This is a genomic window from Enterobacter cloacae complex sp. P29RS (assembly GCF_014893445.1).
In the GTDB taxonomy this organism is placed as follows: Bacteria; Pseudomonadota; Gammaproteobacteria; order Enterobacterales; family Enterobacteriaceae; genus Enterobacter; species Enterobacter intestinihominis.
This window is the reverse complement of record NZ_JADBPZ010000002.1, coordinates 56,115-78,462: the sequence shown is the minus strand read 5'-3', so window position 1 is coordinate 78,462 and position 22,348 is coordinate 56,115. Positions and strand designations below refer to the sequence as shown.

10 protein-coding genes are annotated in these 22,348 nt (G+C 59.7%); 2 read left to right on the top strand and 8 right to left on the bottom strand.

Translation table 11 applies throughout. The features are described from left to right. Positions 1 to 6: 6 nt before the first annotated feature. The 5 genes from IM282_RS01895 to IM282_RS01875 all read right to left on the bottom strand — a co-directional run bounded on the left by IM282_RS01895 (position 7) and on the right by IM282_RS01875 (position 18,097). On the bottom strand, positions 7 to 1,206 hold the full coding sequence (locus IM282_RS01895) for an HlyD family efflux transporter periplasmic adaptor subunit (RefSeq protein ID WP_022649110.1): 1,200 nt from the start codon (positions 1,204 to 1,206) through the stop codon (positions 7 to 9). Next, on the bottom strand, positions 1,187 to 3,379 hold the full coding sequence (locus tag IM282_RS01890) for a type I secretion system permease/ATPase (protein WP_023306789.1): 2,193 nt from the start codon (positions 3,377 to 3,379) through the stop codon (positions 1,187 to 1,189). Before IM282_RS01890 ends, IM282_RS01895 begins: the two co-directional genes overlap by 20 nt. Continuing rightward, on the bottom strand, positions 3,376 to 4,779 hold the full coding sequence (locus IM282_RS01885) for a TolC family outer membrane protein (protein ID WP_022649108.1): 1,404 nt from the start codon (positions 4,777 to 4,779) through the stop codon (positions 3,376 to 3,378). Before IM282_RS01885 ends, IM282_RS01890 begins: the two co-directional genes overlap by 4 nt. Positions 4,780 to 4,861: 82 nt before the next feature. After that, a complete protein-coding gene (locus tag IM282_RS01880; RefSeq protein ID WP_192970057.1) occupies positions 4,862 to 16,285 on the bottom strand; it encodes a BapA/Bap/LapF family large adhesin in 11,424 nt (3,807 codons plus the stop codon). A gap of 894 nt (positions 16,286 to 17,179) precedes the next feature. Beyond that, positions 17,180 to 18,097, bottom strand: coding sequence for a LysR family transcriptional regulator (locus IM282_RS01875; protein ID WP_048965951.1), 918 nt, complete (start codon positions 18,095 to 18,097; stop codon positions 17,180 to 17,182). Between the two features lie 98 nt (positions 18,098 to 18,195). Here IM282_RS01875 and IM282_RS01870 point away from each other — a divergent pair, with 98 nt between their 5' ends. Continuing rightward, positions 18,196 to 18,918: an SDR family oxidoreductase gene (locus IM282_RS01870; protein WP_023298428.1), complete on the top strand. Its 723-nt coding sequence runs from the start codon at positions 18,196 to 18,198 to the stop codon at positions 18,916 to 18,918. Between the two features lie 39 nt (positions 18,919 to 18,957). On the opposite strand, the gene IM282_RS01865 is transcribed toward IM282_RS01870, so the two are convergent. The 3 genes from IM282_RS01865 to IM282_RS01855 form a co-directional block, all read right to left on the bottom strand. Further along, positions 18,958 to 19,704, bottom strand: coding sequence for an SDR family oxidoreductase (locus tag IM282_RS01865; protein WP_022649104.1), 747 nt, complete (start codon positions 19,702 to 19,704; stop codon positions 18,958 to 18,960). A gap of 101 nt (positions 19,705 to 19,805) precedes the next feature. Then, entirely contained in the window at positions 19,806 to 20,687 is an 882-nt protein-coding gene (locus IM282_RS01860) for a helix-turn-helix domain-containing protein (RefSeq protein ID WP_022649103.1), read from the bottom strand. 18 nt (positions 20,688 to 20,705) lie between these two features. Further along, positions 20,706 to 21,311 carry an NADPH-dependent F420 reductase gene (locus IM282_RS01855; protein WP_045308437.1) on the bottom strand — a complete coding sequence of 202 codons (606 nt, stop codon included), beginning with the start codon at positions 21,309 to 21,311 and terminating at the stop codon, positions 20,706 to 20,708. Between the two features lie 108 nt (positions 21,312 to 21,419). Here IM282_RS01855 and IM282_RS01850 point away from each other — a divergent pair, with 108 nt between their 5' ends. Beyond that, a complete protein-coding gene (locus IM282_RS01850; RefSeq protein ID WP_126315106.1) occupies positions 21,420 to 22,343 on the top strand; it encodes a LysR family transcriptional regulator in 924 nt (307 codons plus the stop codon). The last annotated feature ends 5 nt before the right edge of the window (positions 22,344 to 22,348 follow it).

Sequence of the window (22,348 nt, the reverse complement as noted above, 5' to 3'; positions counted from 1 at the left end):
GTTTGACTACCGCTCCCTCAGCGCCTCCTTCGCCCGGTTAAACGGCTTAATCAGATAATCCAGCACCGTTTTCTCCCCGGTCTTAATATCCACCGTCGCAATCATCCCCGGCACAATCGAAAAGTGCCTGCCCGCCTTGTTCACCAGATAATCCTGGCTTGTGCGAATGAATACACGGTAGTAAAACACCTCCGGCTTCGCTTCGTCCTGAATGGTGTCCGGCGAAATGGTCTCCACCACCCCGTGCAGCCCGCCGTAAATCGCGTAATCGTAGGCGGTGATTTTCACCAGCGCCTCCTGATTAGGATGGATAAAGGCGATATCCCGGGGCGAGAGGCGGGTTTCAATCAGCAGGTGATCGTCCACCGGCACAATCTCCATTAACTCGCCGTTGGGCGGTATGACGCCGCCGATGGTGGTCACCTTGATGTTTTTCACGATCCCGCGCACCGGAGACTTCACCGTCAGGCGGGTAACGGAATCCTCGCGGCCTTTCAGGATCGCTGACACCATATCCACCTCGGCGTTGGCCTTCGACAGCGCTTCACGGGCCTGCACGTAATACTGGGAACGCACGTCGGTGAGCTTCAGCTCCAGGTCGCTTTTCTGCCGTTGCAGGCGCAGCACTTCCACGTGGCTGGCGGCACCGGTTTTCACCAGCCGTTGAGTGATCGCCAGTTCTTTATTGGCGAGCGCTAACGCGGAGCGAAGTTCACGCTGCGTATCCTCCAGCTGGGCGCGGCGAGAGTTGTAAAGCCGCGTTTCTGCGGCGGTCAGGTCGGTCCATTTCGCCAGGGAAGGCGGGAATTTCAGCGGGAGATCGTTCACCTCGGCGTACAGGCGCACGCTGGAGGCCAGCGACGCGCGGTAACGCGCCGCGCTTTCGCCGACGTTAGATTCCGAGCGGGTAGGATCCAGCCGCGCCAGCACCTGTCCGGCCTGCACCTGATCCCCTTCGTGTACGTTCAGCTCAGTGAGGATCCCCCCATCCAGCGACTGCAATACCTGCTCGCGTGAACTGGGGATCACTTTTCCGGTGCCGGTTGAGACTTCATCCAGCACCCCGAACCACGCCCAGACGCCGAGCACCACAAACATCAGCAGGGAGAAGAAAACGATGCGCCGGGCGCCGGTATAACCGCTCTCGGAGTCGAGCGCGTTATCCAGATCTTCTACTGCGGCAACGTCACGCTGATTGATTTTCATTATTCCACTCCCGTCCGGTTGCCTGCTGCTGTTGCTGCATACGGCTGTTGTTCAGCGCCTGCGCTTTTGGCGCGTCCATCACCAGCATGCCATCTTTGAGTACCACCACGCGCTCCACCAGCTCCAGTACCGGCACGCGGTGGGTCGCGACAACCAGCGTGCGGTTGCCGAGCCACGCCCCGAGACGTTGAATAAATTCCCGCTCGGTATGTTCATCAAGGGAGGCGGTCGGTTCATCCATCAGCACGATATTCGGGTCGCGCAGCAGCATCCGCGCCAGCAGAATAGACTGCCGCTGCCCGCCGGACAGCCCGACGCCGTTCTCCATAATCGGGTAATCCAGCCCCTTTGGCAGCTTCTGCACAAAGCTGGCCGCGCCGCACATCTCCAGCACCTCGAAGATCTCTTCATCGGTGGCGCGCGGCATGCCGAGCGTGATGTTCTCGCGCAGGGTGCCGTAAAACAGCCGGGCGTTTTGGGTCATAAAGCCGACGTTTCGCCGCACGTCAGCCACGTCCAGATGCGGCAGGCTGAGGTTGTCGAGCCGCAGTTCACCGCCCGCCAGATCCATCCCGCCCGCCATCGCCTGCAACAGGGTTGATTTGCCCGCGCCGTTGCGCCCGAGGATCGCCACTTTTTCGCCCGCTTTGATCTCCAGGCGGTTAATGCGCAGCGCCATGCGCGGATCTTCCGGGTGATAGCGGAACTGCGCCTGCTCGAACAGGTAATGTCCGCGCAGCACGTCCTGACGGATCGGCGTCTCTTCGCGCTGATTCTCGGTCGGCAGCTGCATAATGCTGTCCAGCCCCTCTTTGGCCGCCTTCACCTGCTGCCAGCGGGCCAGCACGCCGCACAGCGTCGCCATCGGGGCGATCATCCGTGAGGCGAGCATCGAGGCGGCCACCACCGAACCTGTGGTTAAGGTGCCGTCGATCACCATCGGCGCGCCCACCACGATCACCCCGGCATAGACCAGGCTCTGAATGGTCATCCCCCAGCTGATCAGGTTCTGCGTCAGTTCGCGGGTGCGCAGGCCGGATTCGGCGGTGATCTGGATATAGCTGTTCCACTGCTGCAAAAAGCGGTTCTCCGCCTGCATCAGCTTGATGTCCTCCAGCCCCTGCACGCTCTCCACCAGCACCGCGTTGCGCAGGGTAGATTCATGCGCCGACTGCTTCGCCAGCTCTGCCAGCTTCTTTTGCAGCAGCAGGCCAGGCAGGACCATAATCACCGCCGCCACCGGGGCGATCCACGCCAGCTGCGGGGCGATGATCGCCAGCACAATCACAAACAGGATAAAGAACGGCAGATCGACGATGGTGGAAATGGTGGAGGAGGTGACCATCTCGCGGATCTGCTCCAGCTCGCGCAGCTGGGAGATAAAGCTGCCGGTGGAGCGCGGAATGGCGCTGTGGCGTAGCCGCAGCGCGTGGCCGAAGACCCGATCCGAGACGCGCATATCCGAGCGTTTGCCCAGCAGATCCATAATGTGCCCGCGCGCCACGCGCAGCACAAAACCAAACAGCGTGGCGATCAGTACCCCAATGGTCAGTACGTAGAGCGTCGGGTAGGACTGGGCGGGGATCACCCGGTCATACACCTGCATGGAAAAGACAATGCCGGAGAGGGAGAGCACGTTGATAAACAGCGCCGCCAGCATCACCCAGCTGTAAGGGCGAAGGTCGCGCATCACCAGCCGGTAGAGCCAGTCCGGGCGGTATTTTGAGATATAGGCGTCCACGCGGCTGTCCTTCAGCGCCGCCAGCGGACGCAGGGCGATGACGTGGCGGATGGCAGGCAGCATCGCGCTCATCGACAGGCGGTTGGTGTGCGTGTTGTCGTCGAAAAAGCTGACCTCAAGCGTATCCTCGCCGTCGAAATTATCGATCACGCCGATTTTACCGTCGTTCAGCTCTACCACCACCGGCAGACGCCAGCTGTTGATGGCGTGCTGATCGGCCGTCAGCAGCTGGAACGTCAGCCCGGCTTCACGGGCGAGCTGCGTCAGCGCGGGCACCATCGGTTTGCCTTTCAGCCACGGCGCGCCCGCGATCAGCGAGCCTGGCGAGCAGGCAACGCGATAGCGCGTCGCCACATAGCCAAACGCCTGCGCCCACTGCTCCAGCGCCTCATCCGTCATGTTTTCACCCTGCGGAATATCGCGTTGCTTCATGGCTGGATCTCCACGGTCTGGATGGTGCGGTTTTCAAGATCGAACGCCTGACGTATGCGCCCGGTTTGGTAGAGACAGTTCAGCTGAAGCTGGCGGAGCTGTCCGGCGGTTTGCTGCTGGGTAAAGCGCGCCTGATACACCTCCTGCTCGGCGTTGAGCACGTCGAGCAGCGGGCGGGAACCAAGATCGAGATACTGCTGCTGATACAGCTCGCGGGTACGGGCGCTGAGTGCTTCCTGGCGGCCCTGGATCTGAAGCGTGCTCATCAGGCTCATCACCTGGCTGCGCGCTTCCAGCAGTTTTTGCCGCACCTCAAGACGGGTGCGCTGAATGGTGGACTGGGCCGATTCCACCGCGTGTCCGGCGGCGTTACGCCGGGCGGTGAGGCCGCCGCCCTGATAGAGCGGCATCTGCACTTTTACCCACGCGGAGTACTGGGTGCGGTCCCGCGTTTCGTTGCCTGAGTAACGGTCGTTAAGATAGTGGCGGACTTCCGGCTCCAGCGAGACGGTAGGGGTCATCTGCGCGTTGGCATAGTCGAGATTGGCCTGCGCGACGTTGGCCTGCGCCCAGGCCGCTAAAACCGAGGGTACCAGGCGATCGTCCGGCTCGGCAATATCGCAGCTGCGGGCCAGACTTTGCGGAAATTCATTGCTGACCGCGTTCAGGCCGTCCCAGCCCAGCATGCTCATCAGCGTGGCGCGTGAGCTGTCGAGGCTGGCCTGATACTGCATCAGCTGCGCTCGCGCGCCTTCGATACGGGCATCGGTCTGCACCACGTCAGAGAGCGACGTGGCGCCTTCGTCATTACGCAGCTTCGTCAGTGTGCCGATGGAGGTCAGGGCGTCCAGCTGTTCTTTAGCGGTCTCGACCATCTGCTGCCAGGTCTGCACCTGCACCATAGCGATGGCGGTATCGTGGGCGATAGTGTCGATGCTCACCAGCACGTTGGCCTGCTGCTGGGCGACGCCCGCGTTTTCGGCGCGCACCTGGCTTGCGACTTTGCCGAAGTCGTAAAGCATTTGCGAAAGCGAAAGCACCAGCGAGGGGGTAAAGCCATTATCGTCGCCGTCGTGGCTATAGCCGTTATCCATGCCGGCGTTAATTTGCGGATAATATTTCGATTTGGCGACGTCCACATTTTCGCTCTGCTGATAAAGTTTGCCGACGGCTTCACTGATGGCCGGATGCCAGGTCACGGCGCGGTTTACGGCTTCATCCAGCTGTAGCGTGCCGGGGGCGGCTTTGCTGGCTACGGGCGCCACGCGGCCATTTAAAGAGGGGAGTTCCTGCGTTTCGCTTAATTGTCCGGTATTAATCATCGCCGCAGGGTTTGCCGCGATAGCGGGCACAGATATCAGGCAGCACGAGAGCCACCAGTAAGGCATCTTCTTTCCCATGTCTTGTCCCTAATAAAAAAGTACTGCTTTTTTGTTTATGCCCGGGCGCTGTGCGCGCCCGGGTCATTTCTTGCAGGTGCTATCAGGTAATGATGTGTTGCTGGTTTACAAGCTCGTCGTAGGTGGTCTGAACGTTGTCCAGCGTAACGAGCGTAGATTTAGTGTAGGCGGCTCCCGTGCCGTCACGGTCGATGGAGATCACAGTATTGTTACCGCTTTGTGAAACAGAGACATAGTTCCCCAGCGTCGACGCGCTACCGTTCCAGCCCACCAGCAGATCGCCAATGTCGATCTTGTCTCCCTGCGACAGGGAGAAGTTCGTCCAGTGGTCACCCGTGCTGTTACCTGCGGTGGCGTTACCCGCCGTAGTGTTCAACACCTGATAAATCAGCGTGTCGCCGTAGGCCGTGCCGCTAATCACATCGTTATGTTCCGAACTGACAAATTTCGGTGCCATATTGATGGTCAGCGAGGCGGTATCCCGGGTGCCGTTGGCGTCGGTCAGGGTGTAGTTAAAGACCTCCTTGCTGGTGATGGTAGAGAACGATATCCCCGGGTTGAGTGTGTAGGTGTAACTGCCGTCTGCGGCAATTGCCAGCGTGCCGTAGTGGCCCGTGATGTTTACCTGCGTGCTGCCGGTGTACGGATCCAGCGTGGTGGTTACGCCGTCGTAGCCGGTAATGCTGAGACGGGTATCCACCGAGTGCAGCTGGTCCATCGCGCCCGCGGAGCCGGTGCCGTCGAAGATATTGCCGTCAACGGTGTGGGTGCCCGTGGCGTCAAACTGCGACAGGGAGTAGCTGGTCCCGGTGACGCTTGGGGTAACGGTGATATTTCCCACCCCCAGCGGTCCCATTCTGCCGGTATAGTTCAGCGTATAGGTTCCCGCTTCCAGATCGAGGCCCGTCAGGTTGATCGTCGCCCTGCCGCCCAGCAGCAGCCCGCCGTTAAATGAGCCGGATCTGAGGGTGGTGGTGCCGTTGGTCAGCGTCCAGTCGACCGTTAACCCGGTAAGGGTCAGCAGCGAGGCGACGTTAAACGACAGAACCACGTTATGCAGTGCAGTATTAGGATCCACCACGAAGGTCCCGCTTCCGCTGCCCTGGGTTGAGGCAAGCAGCGCGGCGTTCCAGCTCGCCGACCCGACGGTGGTATCCGAGTATGCGGCGGTGCGGTGCACCGAGTTCACGTCCATCGCCGTGCTGACATCGTTCACCGCGTCCATTGGCTGCGCGGTCGGGGTGATGTTCAGCGATGCCGTGTCTTTCGAGCCGTTCGGCGCGGTGATGGTGTAGACGAAGGTATCTGGGGTGCTGATGCTGTCAGCGCCGACTCCGCTGTCCAGGGTGTAAGTGTACTCCCCGGCTGCGTTGATCCGCAGCGTACCGTACTCGCCGGTGATCTCCGTCAGGCCGCTGCTGTTCACCGCCACGCCGTTAACGTCGGAGACCACGGTACCTGCTGGCGCAATATCATCCGCCAGCACATCCCCGGTCGTGCTCTCGCTCACGCTTGCCACGCTGTAGACATGATCCTGCAAGACGTTCAGCGTGTAGGCCGTCAGCGCGGTGATCCCCGCCGCCGTATTGAGCAGGAACAGGTACTCGCCAGCGGGCAGGTTCAACGTCAGCTGCGGGGAAGTGCCGCCCAGCAGCGGCGCGCGCAGCCAGCCGGGTTCAACGCGCATCTGCTCGAAGGTCTGCGTCGCATTGTTGAACTTATAGATGTAGAGGTCGAACACCGAGGCCAGCGCGACGCCGCCCACGGACGCCTGAACGGTCATGGTGCGGGTGGTGCCTTCTTCCACGTTATAGATGATCGGGTTGGCCAGATCGTCCAGCAGGTTCAGCCCCAGGGTATTGCCAAGGTTGATCCCCACCAGGGTAAAGCCGCCCTGCGACGAGGTGCCGTTGTTGATCGCCTCCACGGTGGTGTCGAAGGTCAGCGAGGCGGTATCGTCCACGGCCACGATCCCGCTGCTGGTAGTGCCTTCGCCCAGCGACAAAACCAGATTTGCCGAGGCGCTGGTGCCGTTATGGGTGATGGTGTAGGTAAAGTTCTCCGTGCGGCCAATGACGGCGGCGCTGGTGTTGGTCAGGTTATAGGTATAGCTGCCGTCCAGGTTGATGGTCAGCGTGCCGTATTGCCCCTGAATCACCGTGCCGTCAGCCGTAACGCTGGTGGTGGTGCCCTGGGCGTTGGTGACCGTAGTGACGGTGGTGCCCGCCGGGGCGTTGTCGCTGCCTGCGGTTGGATCCACGTCAGTGATGACGTTCCCGACAACGCTGGTCTCGCCGGACACGGTGCCTGCGCTGGTCTCTTTCACCGCCACATCGAGGCTGGTGTAAGAGCCGGTTGCCAGCAGGTTAGTGTTGTAGCTCAGGACGCGATACTGACCATTCGCCAGCCCGTTCAGGTTCAGCGATACCCCCGTCGCGCCGAGGGTCAACAGGTCAGCGAACTGCGGCTGCCCGGTATCGACCACGGTGGTCCAGGTGTTGTTGGCGGCGTCGAAGCGCTGTACCACCAGCTCAAGGGTATTGAGCAGGGAAAGAACGGCCCCCGTGGCGTTGGCGTTCACGGCAATATCCGCACTGCCGCCGTTGCCGACGGTGAAACCTACCTGCGCGGTGTCGTTGCCGAGCAGCGTCAGCACGTTACCTAAGGCGCCTACCAGCAGGAAACCATAGTCGCTGTACTGCGAGTTGGTCACCGTGGCGGTGGTCGTGAGCGCCAGTTCTTCAGCGTTGGTGCTGGCAGAGAGCGGCACCACCGGCGCAAGGGCTGAGCCGGGCAGCGAAACGTTGCCTGCCGCATCGGTGGCGGTGATTTGCAGCGTCTGACCTTCCGTCTGTTTATTGAGGAAGGTGTAGCTCCAGGAACCGTTGCTGTCCGCCGTGGCGGTGACCGTTGAATTATCCGCTAGGCGGATGGTGACGGTGCTGCCCGCTTCAGCGCTACCGGTCAGTACGCTGCCGTCTGCGTTGAAGGTCCCGGTTGGAGCCGTTGGCGCAGTGAGATCGACAATGACGGTGGTCGACGTGGAAATCGGGCTGGTGCCCGAGCCGTTGCTCGCCGTGGCGGTGAAGGCATGCGGGCCTTCGCTCAGCACCGGCGTGGTGAAGCTCCAGTTGCCGCTGGCATTCGCGGTGACCGTGCCCATCAGCACCCCGTTGTTATAGAGGGTGATGGTCGTGTTCGGCTGCGCCGTGCCGCTCAGGGTTGGCGTGGTGTCATCGGTGGTATTCCCGTTGGTCAGGTTGCCCGTCACCGTGCCAACGTTATCGTCAATATTGGCGATAACAGGCGCGTTCGGGATTGTGGTGATCGGGGCAATCACGGAGGTGGTGATACCCGCGTTACCGGCCTTATCGGTAGCAAAGACGATCAGGGATTCACCGGCGGTCTGTGCAGGGGTGATGGTGGCGCTGAAGCTTCCGCTACCGTCCGCGACGGCCGTTCCAAGCACGGTTCCGGTGCTGCTGGTGATGGTGACGGTGCTTCCCGCTTCCGCTGTACCGGTGACCTGCGTCCCGTTGGTGATCACCGCCAGCCCGGTTGGGGCTGGTGGCGGCGTCAGGTCAACGTTAATCGTGATAATCGGTGAAGCCACGCTGGTATTGCCCGCGGCATCGGTGGCGGTTGCGGTGAAGTTATGCGCGCCTTCCGTCAGCGTGGTGCTGGTTTGCGGCAGCGTCCAGTTGCCGTTGGCATCGGCAGTGACGGTCCCCACCAGCGTCGTGCCGTCGTAAATACGTACGGTGGCATTGGCTTCTGCCGTACCGTTTAAGGTCGGACGGGTGTCGTTGGTTGGGTTGGTGCCAGTAACAGGTCCGGTGACGGTCCCCACATCATCCTCAATCGAGGTGATTGCCGGTACGACAGGGGCGGTGGCATCCACATTAATGGTGTAACCGCCGGTCTGCGCGCTGGCGTTGCCCACCGCGTCGGTAGCGGAGAAGGTCAGATTATGCGGCCCGTCAGTCAGCGGGGTGGAAGGCGTAAAGCTCCACGCGCCACCGGTGGCGACTGCGGTGCCAATCTGTACCCCATTATCAAAGATGGTGACCGTCGCGCCGGCTTCTGCCGTACCGGTGAGCGTTGGCCGCGCGTCGTTGGTTAACCCGCCGTTGGCGACAGGCGCAGCGGCGTTACCGACATCGTCGGTGATGCTGGTCAGCACCGGCAGCGCTGGCGGTGTGGTGTCAATGGTCAGGCTGAAGTCGGCGGACGACGTGCTGGTGTTACCCGCCTGATCCGTTGCTTCTGCGGTAAAGGTGTGTGACCCACTGTCCAGCGGCACGGTGATATCGACGGTCCAGTTGCCATCGGCATCGGCAGTACCGGTGCCCACCAGCGTGGTGCCCTCATAAATATTCACGGTGGCCAGCGGCTCGCTGGTCCCCACCAGACGCGGGAGAGGATCGTTGGTGGTCTGGCCGGAACCTATTGCCCCGGTGATGGTGCCAACGTCGTCAATCGCCTGGGTGATAACCGGCGCGACAGGCGCAGCCGTATCTACCACCAGCGTAAAGCCTGGTGAGGCAGGGCTGACGTTGCCCGCGGCATCGGTTACCGTGGCGGTCCAGGTGTGGCTGCCGTTTGCCAGCGTACCGGTGGTAAAGCTCCATACGCCGTTTGCGTCCGCCACGGCGGTACCCACTTCACGGCCACTTTCAAAAATGGTGATGGTCGCGTTGGCCGCCGCGGTGCCGTTCAGCGTTGGCGTGGTGTCGTCTGTGCTTTGTCCCGAGGCGACCGGGCCCAGCACGGTACCAGCATCGTCAGTGGCCGGGGTAAAGACCGGTGCCTCAGGCACCGAGGTATCCACCGTCAGGTTGAACGGTGGTGAGGTGACCCCGGTATTGCCTGCGGCATCGGTGGCGTTGAAGGTAATAACGTGCGGCCCTTCGCCCAGTTCAGTGGTCGGCGTGAAGGTCCAGTTACCCTGGGCGTTGACGACCGCCGTGCCGATTTCCACATCATCGACAATAACGTGTACCGTTGCGCCCACTTCCCCCGTACCGTTGAAGGTTGGACGGGTGTCGTTCGTGGAGCCGTCGCTGGCGAGGGTTCCCGTTCCCGGGCTGACATCGTCTATTACCGTGGTAACCACCGGGGCCGCAGGCCCGGCGGTATCCACCGTAAAGGCGAACACTGGCGAGTTGGCGGAGACGTTTCCGACATCATCGCTGGCGTTAACGCGCAGGTTATACGTCCCGTCAGTCAGTACCGGATCCGGCGTAAAGGTCCAGTTGCCGCTGCCGTCGACCGTGGTGGTGCCAATCTCCACGCCGTTATTCAGCACGTGAATGATGGTACCCGCCTGGCCGGTGCCGCTGAGGGTTGGCGTGGTGTCATTGGTCACCTGCCCGGCGGTAAGCGGGCCGGTTGCGCCTCCCGGGGCGTTGTCGCTGACCGTAACGATCGTCGGCACCTGTGGCGCAGTCAGATCGATTTCGACGCTCCAGGCGTTGGACGGCTGGCTGACGTTGCCCTGCGGATCCGTCGCTCTGACAGTAAAGTCATGCGTCCCTTCGCCGAGGGCGGTTTCAGGAGTAAATGTCCAGGCACCGGTGCCGTCTGCTGCCACCGTACCAATTTGCGTAGCGCCATCAAAAATGGCGACGACGCTGTTCGGCTCGGCGCTACCGGTCAGGGTTGGCGTAGTGTCGTTGGTTGGATCGCCGCTTGGGACAGGCGTTGCCGCATTCCCTGCGTTATCCGTCACGCTGGTAATTACCGGCGTGGTGGAAACGGTGTCGACCACAATGGTGATCCCGGCCGACGGGGCGCTCTCATTGCCTGCCGGGTCGGTGGCGGTCACGGTCAGGGTGTGGCTGCCGTCGTCCAGCGCAGGCGGCGTGTAGCTCCAGGTGCCGGTCGGACCGACAACAACGGTGCCCAGCGGGTCGCCGTCATCGTACACCGTAATGGTGTCCCCGGCCGTGCCTGTTCCGGTCAGGGTAGGACGGTTGTCGTTGGTGCTCTGCCCGTCAGCGATTGGGCCGGTGACCGGGCCTACGTCATCGGTCACCGCACCGATGGCTGGTGCGGTCGGATCGGTGAGGTCGACGGTGACGGTCGCGATCGGCGACTGCCCGCTGGTCGCGCCGGTGGTGGTGTTTGTGGCGGTGACGGCGAAGGTGTGCGGCCCTTCCGCGAGCGGCAGTAGCGGCGTGTAGCTCCAGTTGCCGTCTGTATCCGCAACAATTTCGGTCAGCGGAACCAGCGCCCCATCCAGATAAATGGTGATGACGCTACCCGGATCGGCGGTGCCGGTAAGGGTAGGCGTGGTGTCATTGGTGGTTTTGTCTTTCACATCGCCAGTGACGGGATCGGCATCATCGTTGATTGCCGTAATCACCGGCACCGCTGGCAGAATAAGCGGGGAGTCCGGTACGTCAAAGGTGGTTGTCGGGCTTGCATTACCTGCGGCGTCCGTGGCGAACAGCGTCAGCGTCGCGGGATCCAGTTGGGCCGGGGAGAGGGCGATGGAGAAGATGCCTCCCGTCGCGACCCCGGTCCCGATGATATTGCCGCCGGCGTCACGCACCGTCACCGTGGTTCCGTCATCTGCCGTACCGGTCAGCGGCGTGCCCTCTGCGGCAATGGTGATATTGGTTGGCGTTGCAGGAAGCAGCGTATCCACCGTCACGCTGAGATCGCCGGAGCTGGCGGAGGTATTCCCCGCCGCGTCACTTGCGGCAACCGAGAAGGTGTGCGGCCCTTCCGCAAGCGCGGGGTCGGCTGTCCAGGACCATGTCCCGTTCGGCTGAACCATCACGACCACCGGAGACGGCGTGCCATCAACAGAAACGGTTACGCTCGAACCCGGCTCGCCAATCCCGGTGAGGGTTGGGGTACCGTCGCGGGTGTAAAGCACGCTGTTAGTCAGTTGGCTGTCAGAGACGGCGTCAATTTGCGGCACGGTCGGTGCCTGCGTATCGACCGTCACGCTAAAGACCGGGCTGACCGGGCTCAGGTTACCCGCGTCGTCCACCGCGGCGACGGTGATATTCAGCGGACCATCGGTTTGTGTCGGCAGGGTGTATGACCACTCGCCATTGGCGATTTCAACGCGATCCACTTCCACGCCGTTGTTGTAGATAATCACCGTTTCGCCGGTCGTGCCGCCTCCGCCAATGACAGGTGTGTTATCGTTGGTTGAGCCTCCATTCTGAGCGCCGCCAATGGAACCGATGAGCGGGGTATCCGGGGCGAGGGTGTCGACCGTTATCGTGATACCGGTTGATGGCAGAGATTCATTGCCGGCTTCATCGGTGGCGGTCGCCGTGTATTGGTGCGTCCCTTCGCCAATGTTGCTCTCAGGACGCCAGCTCCAGTTACCGCTACCGTCCACCGTGACGCTGCCCACGGCCTGCGGCTCGCCTGTACCCACCTGGTCATAGATGGTAATGACGTCATTCGGCGTACCGGTGCCGCTCAGTACCGGGCGCGGATCGTTGGTGGTTCCGCCGTTGTCCACTGGCCCGGTGATCTGGCTTACGCTGTCTGTCACCGTCGGGATCCCCGGCTGGCCCGGCGCGTCGGTATCAATGGTAATGGTCACTGGCGTGGACGGTGCGCTTTCGTTCCCGGCGCTGTCCTGATTGGTCACCGTCAGGGAGAGATCGTAGGTGCCGTCAGGGAGCGGATCTTCCGGTGTCCAGCTCCAGTTACCGTCGCCATCGATCTCGGCTTCACCTATTTTGGTTGCGCCATCGTAAATGCTTACGGTATCTCCCGGCGTGCCCGAGCCGCTCAGGGTTGGTGTGGTATCGCGGGTGGTCTCCCCAGGATTCAGAGCCGTCCCCGGTGTGGCGCCGTCCGGGTTCACGGTGATCTCAGGAATATCCGGCGTTGCAGGCGCGGTCGTGTCGATCGCCAGCTCAAACGGTGGCGAGATGGTGGTATTACCCGCCTCATCCGTCGCGTGGACCGTCAGCGAATGCGGGCCGTCCGTCAGCGGCGTGGTTGGCGTAAAGCTCCAGCCGCCGCTGCCGTCAAGCACGGCCGTGCCGAGCAGGGTGGTCCCGTCATAGATAGTGATGGTGGTGCCTTCCGGTGCGGTTCCCTGCAGCTGCGGCAGCGTGTCATCGGTAGTATCCCCGCTGTTAAGCGGAACCTGCACAGTGCCGATGTTATCGGAGACGGTGTCAAGGGTGGCTGCCGGTGGCGGAGTGGTATCGACGGTAAAGGTAAAGCCGGGTGATGATGCGCTGGTGTTGCCGGCCGCATCGCTCGCGACGACGGTGAACGTATGCTGCCCGTTCCCTAATGCGGTAGTGGGCGTGAAGGTCCATGCGCCACCGTTGTTCACAATGGCAGTACCAATATCCTGTCCGTCCAGGCGGATCGTCACGGTGGAGCCCGGCTCGCCGGTACCGTTCAGCGTCGGGAGCGTGTCGTTGGTGATTTGGTTGTTGTCGAGCGGCCCCGTGCGGCCCGGTACGTCATCAATGACCTGCGTAATGGCTGGAGCGCCCGGCGCGGCGGTATCCACCGTGATGCTCCAGGTGTTCGATGTCCCGCTGAGGTTATTGTTGGCGTCAACCGCCGTCGCCGTCAGCACGTGCCCGCCGTCGGGAAGATCCGTTTCCAGCGTGATGGACCACTGGCCGTCAGGCCCAACCACCGCAGTGCCGATTTCAGTGGTGCCGCTGTAGAGGGTGATCGTCGTGCCGGGCTCGCCCGTTCCGTTGATGGTCGGGGTTTTGTCGTTGGTGAGACCGTTCTGGCTGACAGGACCGGTGACGTCGAGCGCATCATCCTCCACGCCTGTGATGACCGGGGTTTGTGCCGCGGTGATGTCCGGCGCGTCAAACGGCGCGGTCGGGCCGGTGTTTCCGGCGGTATCGGTGGCATCTGCGGTCAGGGCTTCGCCGTTAGCTTTCGGCGGGATCAGATCAACGCTGAAATTACCCTGATCGTCGGCGACCGCTTCCCCGACCTTAACGCCATTTTCACGAATGGTGACGGTGCTGCCCGGCTCGGCTGTACCGGTTACCGTGGTGCCGTCGGCAGAGATCACCACGTTTTCCGGTGCCAGCGGTGGCGTGCTGTCTGGCGCGTCGGCAAAGCCGGACGGACTGGTGTTGCCGCTGCCGTCGGTGGCCGTCACTTCAAGGGCTTCGCCGTTGGTCTGGGCTGGCGAAATCGGGATGGTAAAGGTGCCGTCCGGACCGGCGGTGGCCTGGCCGATAATCGTACCGTCCGGCGCTTTAATAATAATCGTGCTGTTTGGCTCGGCGGTTCCGCTGACGCTTGCCCCGTCTTCCGCCACCACCAGGTTACCCGGTGCGGCAGGCGCGGTGATGTCCGCTGCGTTAACCAGCGCCGGTGAACTCTGGTTGCCTGCAGCATCGGAGGCGACCACGGAGATGATCTCGCCGTTCACTTGTGCAGGGTTCAGGTTGGCGACGTAGTTGCCGTTGCTGTCGGCAGTGGCGGTCCCGATTTGCACCCCGGCGTTGTTGGTGATGACAATTTTACTGCCCGGCTCGGCAGTACCGGTGATTTGCGTGCCTGTCGAATTGAGCGTCGCCTCCGGCATGTCTGGCGGCGTAAGATCGACGGTAAAGTTGATCGGCTGAGACAGGCCGCTCTGGTTGCCTGCCGCATCGGTTTCGCGCAGGGTAATCGAATGTGCACCCTCTGCCAGCGGCGTTGTCGGCGTGATGCTCCAGGTACCGTTCGGCAGAACCGTTGTGCTGCCAATCACAACGCCGTTATCGTAAACCGTAATCGTGCTGCCTGGTTCTCCTCGGCCCGTCAGGCGGGGCTGCGACTCGTCGGTAAACTGCCCGGCGGTAATCGTGCCTTTCAGCCCTCCGGTGTCATCGTTAACGATAAATCCTGTCGGCACCGGCGGGGTGGTGACATCCACCGTTACGGTAAAGGCCGGCGAGGCCGGACCGGTGTTACCGGCGATGTCGGTGGCGCGTACGGTAAGCTGGTGGCTGCCTTCGCTCAGGTTAACCGACGGCGTAAAGCTCCAGCTTCCGTTGCTGCCTACAACCGCTGTGCCAATGGCAATGCCGTTATCATAGATGGTGACCGTAGAGCCCGCTTCCGCCGTGCCGGTGAGCTGCGGGCGCGGATCGTTAGTGGTGCTTCCGCTTCCGAGCACGCCGGTATTGGGCGCAACGTCATCGGTCATACCGGTGATGGCCGGGGCACCTGGTGCGACAGTATCCACCACGAAGGTCACCGCCGTGGACGCCGGGCTGGTATTGCCTGCCGCATCGGTCGCGGTGGTGGTAATGGCGTGGTTTCCTTCAGACAGGTTGGTCGACGGGGTAAAGCTCCATTTCCCGGTAGCATCGACCGTGGCGGTGCCGATCGGCCTGCCGTTGTCATAGAAGGTAATAACGGTGCCAGCTTCACTGATGCCGCTGAACGTCGGGCGTGCATCGTCCGTGCGTTGTCCGTTGCTCAGCGGGCCCGCTTCGGTGCCCACGTTATCATTGACGGTGACAATCTCGGGGGCAGCCGGCGCGGTTGAATCCGGTGCCGTGACCTGAACGCCCGGGCTGGTATTGCCGGACGGATCGGTGGCGGTGGCGGTGATCTGCTCCCCGTTGGTGAGCGGCGTGCCGAGATCGATAGTAAATTTCCCGTCGCTGCCAGCCTTGCCCGTTCCGATGGTGTTGCCATCGGCATCTTTCAGTGTCACGGTGCTGCCCGGCTCAGCCGTACCGGAGACGGTTTTGCCGTCAGGCGAAACCTCCAGATTGGCAGGTGCATCCGGCGCGGTGAGATCCGGTGCTGTGACCTGACCACCCTGGCTGGTATTGCCGGACGGGTCGGTGGCCGTGGCGGTGATCTGCTCCCCGTTGGTGAGCGGCGTACCGAGATCGATAGTAAATTTGCCGTCGCTGCCGACCTTGCCCGTTCCAATGGTGTTGCCATCGGCATCTTTAAGGGTAATCGTGCTGCCCGGTTCAGCCGTACCTGTTACGGTTTTGCCGTCAGGTGAGACCTGAAGATTAGTGGGAGCATTCGGAGGCGTAGTATCAGGTTCGGAAGGATTTCCCGGATTACCGGGATTCGGGTTGTTGTTATCGTCATCTCCGCCACCTCCACCGCCGGTTCCCGCCGCAATAGCAATCCCACCTGCGGCGGCCAGGCCACCCAGCACCCAGGGCCACGCAGCGGCGCCACCAGCATCACTCCCTGACGCCGCCAGTAATGCATCGGTGGAGGCGATGGATTCATAGGTCGCGGCACCGGTTGGATCTTCAATCCACCACAGCGCTCCGTCACTCTCTTCAAGCACCAGCTGGCTTACGCCCTGCGCATCAGTGACGTAGAAATTCTTGAGGGTAATCACTTCGCCCGAATTGAGGGTAATCACCAGATCGTTTCCGCTGCGGGAGTAATCTGCGATGTTGGCTCGATCCACGTTAAGCTTAACGATTGAGGAGTGATCGAGTGTTATCTGTGTCCCTTCCGTGGTCGTTTCCACGCCAGTTAATTTAGATATAACAGATATTTGGCTCATACAGTTATTACTCCAGCAGAGTGATTGGTTACGGCGTGTCAAACAAAGCCATCGTTTCTGAAGGGATGAACGCGCTCCCGGCGAAAATACTGTTTAATAAACAGGATTTACCGTTACTTTCTTTAGCGCGACCGATGCCCGCCAGGATTAAAAGTGGCAACCTCAGGGCAAAGCTAATTATTTACACAGGAAATAGTTGTTTATTTATATGTTTGCGATTTATAAGCCTTATTATTTGTGCAGGTATTAAATTATTTCGTTATAAAAATGATATAGCTATAAATGTCTGAATACGCAAATTAAGTGTTCGTAAACCCAACGCGGCTATTGCAGGGGAGATTAATTGATAGCGTGAATATATTTCGTTAGCTATGAGGGCGCGTGGATAAAGGGTTTTGGCGTAAAAGGTGCAACCCTTAAAACGGTGCTGGTGGGGCGATACTAATAATTATAATATGCGATAAATATCTAATTTTGGTTAGGTTTAATTGCTGCTTAATTGTAGTTTAAGTTAGGGTGAAATATCTGGTGTATGATATATTTAAAACTCTCTCATTTATAAAATATATTTTTACGGGCGGGTTAATTTCTGCTACTCAAAAAAATTACGTATTTTCTTCTCATGTTTAATAAATAAAAGGCCGCAAGCGAGGCCTTTCAGAGGCTATCGGTATTAGCCTAAAGAAATTATGCCGATTTCCACGAGGGCGGCTAATGTCAAAAGAATAAAGAGGATAACAACTATTGGTCTGTACATTTTTAAGGTTCCATCCTTGTGTGAAGTCCTGCCCATCGTGTCCGTTGTCATTTTCCATGGTAATGACGTGCTGTCGTTGATGCTCATCAAAGGGACGCAGTAGATTGAGGAAAATCTGCATTCAGGGTTGGAACCATTTAACGCAGTGTCGGCTGCGTGGCGGGGAGCTGTCGCCACTGGCGGATGTGCTCGATCAGGGCTCTGAGCTTGGGGGCCATATTGTGGCGCTGGGGAAAATAGAGATAAAAACCAGGAAAAGATGGAAGAAACGCATCCAGTAAGGAAACCAGCTGTCCTGATTCAATGTACGGTGTGAAGGTGTCCTCCGTGGCAAAGGTTATACCACCGCCGGCCAGCGCGAGGCTGAGCATAAGACGCAGATCGTTAGTGGTGATTTGTGGTTCAATTGCCACATCGAAAGGGACGCCTGCTTCCTCAAACTCCCAGCGATAGGGGGCAACGTCCGGGGAAGGGCGCCAGCCGATACACCGATGAGCGACCAGCTCACGGGGGTGCGTCGGTGCGCTGTGTGTCGCCAGATAGGAAGGTGAAGCCACCACCCGTTCACGCTGCTGGCCCGTAAGGGGAATAGCGATCATGTCTTTTTCGATAACTTCGCCCAGCCTCACCCCGGCGTCATAGCCCGCTGCCACGATATCGAATTCCTCATCTGACACGAAAACATCAAGCGATACCGCAGGATGCGCGGCCGTAAACGAGGCGAGCAGTGGGCCCGAAAGAAACGCTTCCGCAATTGAGGTGACAGCGATCCTGAGCTGTCCGCGCGGTATGCTGTCCGAGATAACATCGTCAAAGGCCGCCTCAATGTTGGCGATGGGCCCCAGCAACGATTTATGCAACCGTTCACCCGCTTCGGTGAGCCTTACCGAGCGCGTGGTGCGCATCACCAGCAGGGTCTGAAACCCATCTTCGAGACGTCTTATTCCCTGGCTGACAGCGGAACGGGTTATGCCCAGGCGCCCGGCGGCAGCGCTGAAGCTGCGTTCTTCGGCGACCGCCAGAAAAAGCGGTAACAAATTAAGATCGATTTTCATTGTTTAACATTGCTAACCAGTGAGTCCAGTAAAGGCAGGATACAAGAAACAATGGTCTGTATCTATGATTGCAGTGAACTCAACTGAAGGAGTAAAACATGAACAAAGTCATCTTAATTACCGGCGCCTCCAGCGGTATCGGAGAAGGTATCGCCAGAGAGCTCGGCAAGGCTGGCGCAAAAGTGTTCCTGGGTGCACGCAGGCTGGATCGCATCCACGCTCTGGCTGATGAAATCCGCAGCGCAGGAGGGGAGGCAGAGGCTCAGGTATTAGACGTTACCAGCCGCCAGTCGATGGCCGCCTTCGTTCAGGCAGCACGGGATAAGTGGGGCCGAATTGACGTACTTATTAACAACGCGGGCATTATGCCTCTCTCTCCGCTTTCGGCTGGCAAGCAGGATGAATGGGAGCGCACCATTGACGTAAATATCAAGGGCGTACTATGGGGTATTGGTGCTGTTTTGCCGATTATGGAAGCCCAGGGCTCGGGGCAGATCGTCAATATAGGCTCGATTGGTGCCTTGTCCGTCGTGCCCACGGCCGCCGTCTATTGCGCGACCAAATTTGCGGTACGGGCCATTTCCGATGGTTTACGTCAGGAAAGTTCGAACATCCGTGTGACCTGCGTCAACCCTGGGGTAGTGGAAAGCGAACTGGCCTCGACCATTACGCACGAAGAAACCATGGCGGTGATGGATGCGTACCGGGCTATTGCTCTCAAACCGGCTGATATCGCTCGCGCCGTGCGCCACATCATCGAGGCGCCTGAGAGTGTCGATACCACCGAAATCACCATCAGACCTACGGCCTCTGCAAACTAACGTTGCGGGTCAGGCACCAGCCTGACCCGCTTCACCCTCTTACCACGGCTGTTCGGTCGGCATAATAAACAGCTCTGCCACGTCCACATGTTCCGGTGCCTGCAATACGTAAAGAATCGAGTCGGCGATATCATCGGCTTTCAGGAACGTCATCTTCTCCTTCAGCTGTTCCATCTGTGCACGATAATTTTCGTCACTGATATGCTCGAATAATTCACTTTCAACGGCACCCGGCTGAAGCGAGGTGACGCGAATGTTGAACTGAGGGGCCAGCTCCATACGCAAAATATCCGAGAAGGCGGCAACCGCGTGCTTCGTCGCGCAGTATACGCCCAGTCCGGGAAACGTTTTACGCCCGGCGATCGACGAGGTATTGATGATATGACCCGAGCGTTGTGACTGCATAATCGGCAATACGGCCGCGACCGTGTTAAACAGGCCCTTTACGTTTACATCTACCATTCGATGCCACTCGTCAACCCGGAGGCTGGCGATATCCGAAATCGGCATCAGCCCGGCGTTATTAAAGGCGATATCAATATGGCCATAGCGTTTGTGCAGTGCCTCCACCCCTTTATTAACTGAGGCCGGGTCAGTGACATCCATGGCCAGCGCCATGGCTTCCCCGCCAGCAGCCTCAATTTCAGACACCAGCGCCTGAAGACGATCCAGACGGCGGGCAGCGAGACCCACCCTGACGCCCTGTTCCGCTAACTTTTTGGCCGTGGAGGCACCAATTCCGCTTGAAGCACCGGTGATGAGCGCGACTTTACCGTTGAGTTCCATAGTTGATCCTCTTGAGAGTTAATTTCAACGCTTCAGAAAGAATGTCTGAAGTACGGGTCAATAATGGATCTTTCTGGCAATCGCTTCGCGCGGGCTTTTGCTCAAACTGTCGGGCTTTTGCTGCGAACGGCATCGCTGCGATAGTGGGAGGGCGTCACGCCGTTATGCCTGAGGAATACGGCAGCAAAGTGGCTGGGGCTGGTGTATCCGACGTTCAGTGCAATATTGATTATGGAATCATTGCTTTCCGATAGCATGCGACGCGCCTCCTCCATGCGTAGCCGGATAAAGTAGTGAGAAGGGGAAAGTCCGGTTGACTGTTTAAAGGCGCGGCTAAAATGGTATTCGCTAAGATCGGTCAGTTCAGCCAGGCGTGCCAGGTCAAACGGCTGGGCTAACCCTTCACGCATTGCCGTGAAGACCCGGTGCAGCTTAAATGCCTGCAAGCCCCCGCGGTGTCGTTTCGCATGAGTGCCATAGGTGCGAATCAGATGTACTGCCAGCGCCTGCGCAATGCCCTGGATAAACGGGCCGCTGGGTGGATTTTGCAGATACAGCTCCTGACGTATCTGCTCCAGCAGGGCGGATAGCGTGTCGTCGCGCGCGCCGGAGACTTCCCGCAGTTCATACTCCTGCATCATAGCCACTCCCATATAAACATGCATAACGACGAAAGGCGTATCTGGCCCGGCGTGCCAGCGCATTTCAGTAGGAGAAGCCGCCGTTGTGAGAAAGAAATCGCCTGCGGTAACGCGGTTTGCTAACCACGGCTCACCGGGGGAACGCTCCTCAACGACGGCATTACCTGAGAGGATCCAGACGATAAAAGGCTCCGGCACTGCCGGAATAATGACGTTTTCCTGCACGTGTCTGCGCGCCAGAATTTGCACGAATACATCCCGGGAAGATTGCGCCCGATGTTCCCTGATCAGCTTGCCGGGAAGGTATTCTTCAAAGGTCTCTGCGGAAGTACGCTGCGTCATATTTATCGTTACCTTTAGCTATGCCAGTTGCACCAGGTTCACCGCCGGAAGAGGCCCTCCGGGGAATTGTTGTAGCGTACCGCCAACCTCCAGGCTGCCTAAATCAATACTTGCGAAGCCCAGTTGCCCGGCTAAGGCTGTTATTTCCGCCTTTGCGTCAGGATGGTCTCCGGAGATAAAGACGACACGACGGCCACCCGCCTGCGCCGGATCCTGAGCCAGCACCCCTGCAAGGAGAGTATTGAAGGCTTTAACGACGCGTGCACCCGGAGCCCACTGTGTCACCACCTGGCTTGAGTTTTTTCCGCCCAGTTCAGCCAGCGTGAAGCCTGGCAGTATGACCGGGTTGGTCGCGTCGATCAGGATACGCCCCTCCCAGTTGATGCCGCGTAACGCGGCCTCGGTTTTGTCCCAGTTTGTGCTGACAAAAACGATGTCGGCCTGGGCGGCCTGTTCTACGGTGCCAGCGCGAGCCCCGTGGCCCAGTTTCTCAACCACCGCAGTCAGGCTTTCCGGCCCGCGGCTGTTACTCAGAATAGCGTTCATGCCCGCTTTAACCAGTTGTTCTGCAAAGGCTTGCCCGATAGCGCCAGCGCCGATGATACCTACAGTAGTCGTTTTCATATTGTATTTCCTTCATTGAAGAGTAGTGAACATGCACTGAGAGTAGTAATCTTTGACCTATCTGAATAGCCTATATAATTAGATGGGATCCATCTGCTGGAGCGATACATGCTGGACGGTATGTCTGTTGATCAACTCCGCACCTTTATTGCTGCCGTTGATGAAGGGAGTTTTTCCGCCGCCGGTCGCAGGCTGCGGCGCGCGCAGTCGGTTGTCAGCGCGACGCTGGCAAACCTTGAGGCACAGGTCGGGTTTCCATTATTCGATCGTACCGGGCGTTATCCGACGCTGACGGAGGCGGGCGTCGCCATGCTGGAAGCGGCGCGTCTTGCCACTGCCGGGATGGACGCCTTTAAGGCTAAGGCGCGCACCTTAGCCGAAGGTCTTGAGCCTGAACTGGCGGTGTCCGTCGACGTGATGTTTCCCGTAGCGCAGCTCACCGCTGCGGTGCAGGCGTTTCAGCAGGCATTTCCTGACACCCCGCTGCGTTTGTATGTGGAAGCGTTGGGGGCGGTGTTCCAGCCTTTACTGGACGGTCATTGCCGGGTGGCGATAACCGGATCGCTGCCGCATCTTCCGGCGGGATGCATCTCAGAATTCCTTCTCAGCGTGCCTGCGGTGGCCGTTGTCTCCCCTGAGCATCCGCTGGCGACCGCGTCCGGTCCGATCCTTCGTTCACTTTTACAGGAACACGTCCAGCTGGTGCTGACCGATCGCTCCTCTCTCACCGTGGGCCGAAGCTTTGGCGTCATGTCGTCAAAGACATGGCATTTAGCGGATATGGGCGCGAAGCACGCCTTCCTGCGTGCCGGACTGGGGTGGGGTTATATGCCGCTGCCAATGGTCGAGGAAGATCTCGCAGCGGGAAAACTGGTTACGCTGAACGTGCCGATGCAGCCCGACGTCGGGCCCGGTTTTTCCATGCAGGCGGTGCACCTGGAGGAACATCCGCCCGGCCCGGCCGGACGCTGGTTCGTTAACAGGCTGAAAATGCAGGCTGGCATGCCGGGTATTAATAGCAGCGTCGGGTAGCCAGC

Bases quoted from the DNA above. Each gene is read 5' to 3' on its own strand.
- IM282_RS01895 (WP_022649110.1), bottom strand. From the start codon at position 1,206: ATGAAAATCAATCAGCGTGACGTTGCCGCAGTAGAAGATCTGGATAAC.
- IM282_RS01890 (WP_023306789.1), bottom strand. From the start codon at position 3,379: ATGAAGCAACGCGATATTCCGCAGGGTGAAAACATGACGGATGAGGCG.
- IM282_RS01885 (WP_022649108.1), bottom strand. From the start codon at position 4,779: ATGGGAAAGAAGATGCCTTACTGGTGGCTCTCGTGCTGCCTGATATCT.
- IM282_RS01880 (WP_192970057.1), bottom strand. From the start codon at position 16,285: ATGAGCCAAATATCTGTTATATCTAAATTAACTGGCGTGGAAACGACC.
- IM282_RS01875 (WP_048965951.1), bottom strand. From the start codon at position 18,097: ATGAAAATCGATCTTAATTTGTTACCGCTTTTTCTGGCGGTCGCCGAA.
- IM282_RS01870 (WP_023298428.1), top strand. From the start codon at position 18,196: ATGAACAAAGTCATCTTAATTACCGGCGCCTCCAGCGGTATCGGAGAA.
- IM282_RS01865 (WP_022649104.1), bottom strand. From the start codon at position 19,704: ATGGAACTCAACGGTAAAGTCGCGCTCATCACCGGTGCTTCAAGCGGA.
- IM282_RS01860 (WP_022649103.1), bottom strand. From the start codon at position 20,687: ATGACGCAGCGTACTTCCGCAGAGACCTTTGAAGAATACCTTCCCGGC.
- IM282_RS01855 (WP_045308437.1), bottom strand. From the start codon at position 21,311: ATGAAAACGACTACTGTAGGTATCATCGGCGCTGGCGCTATCGGGCAA.
- IM282_RS01850 (WP_126315106.1), top strand. From the start codon at position 21,420: ATGCTGGACGGTATGTCTGTTGATCAACTCCGCACCTTTATTGCTGCC.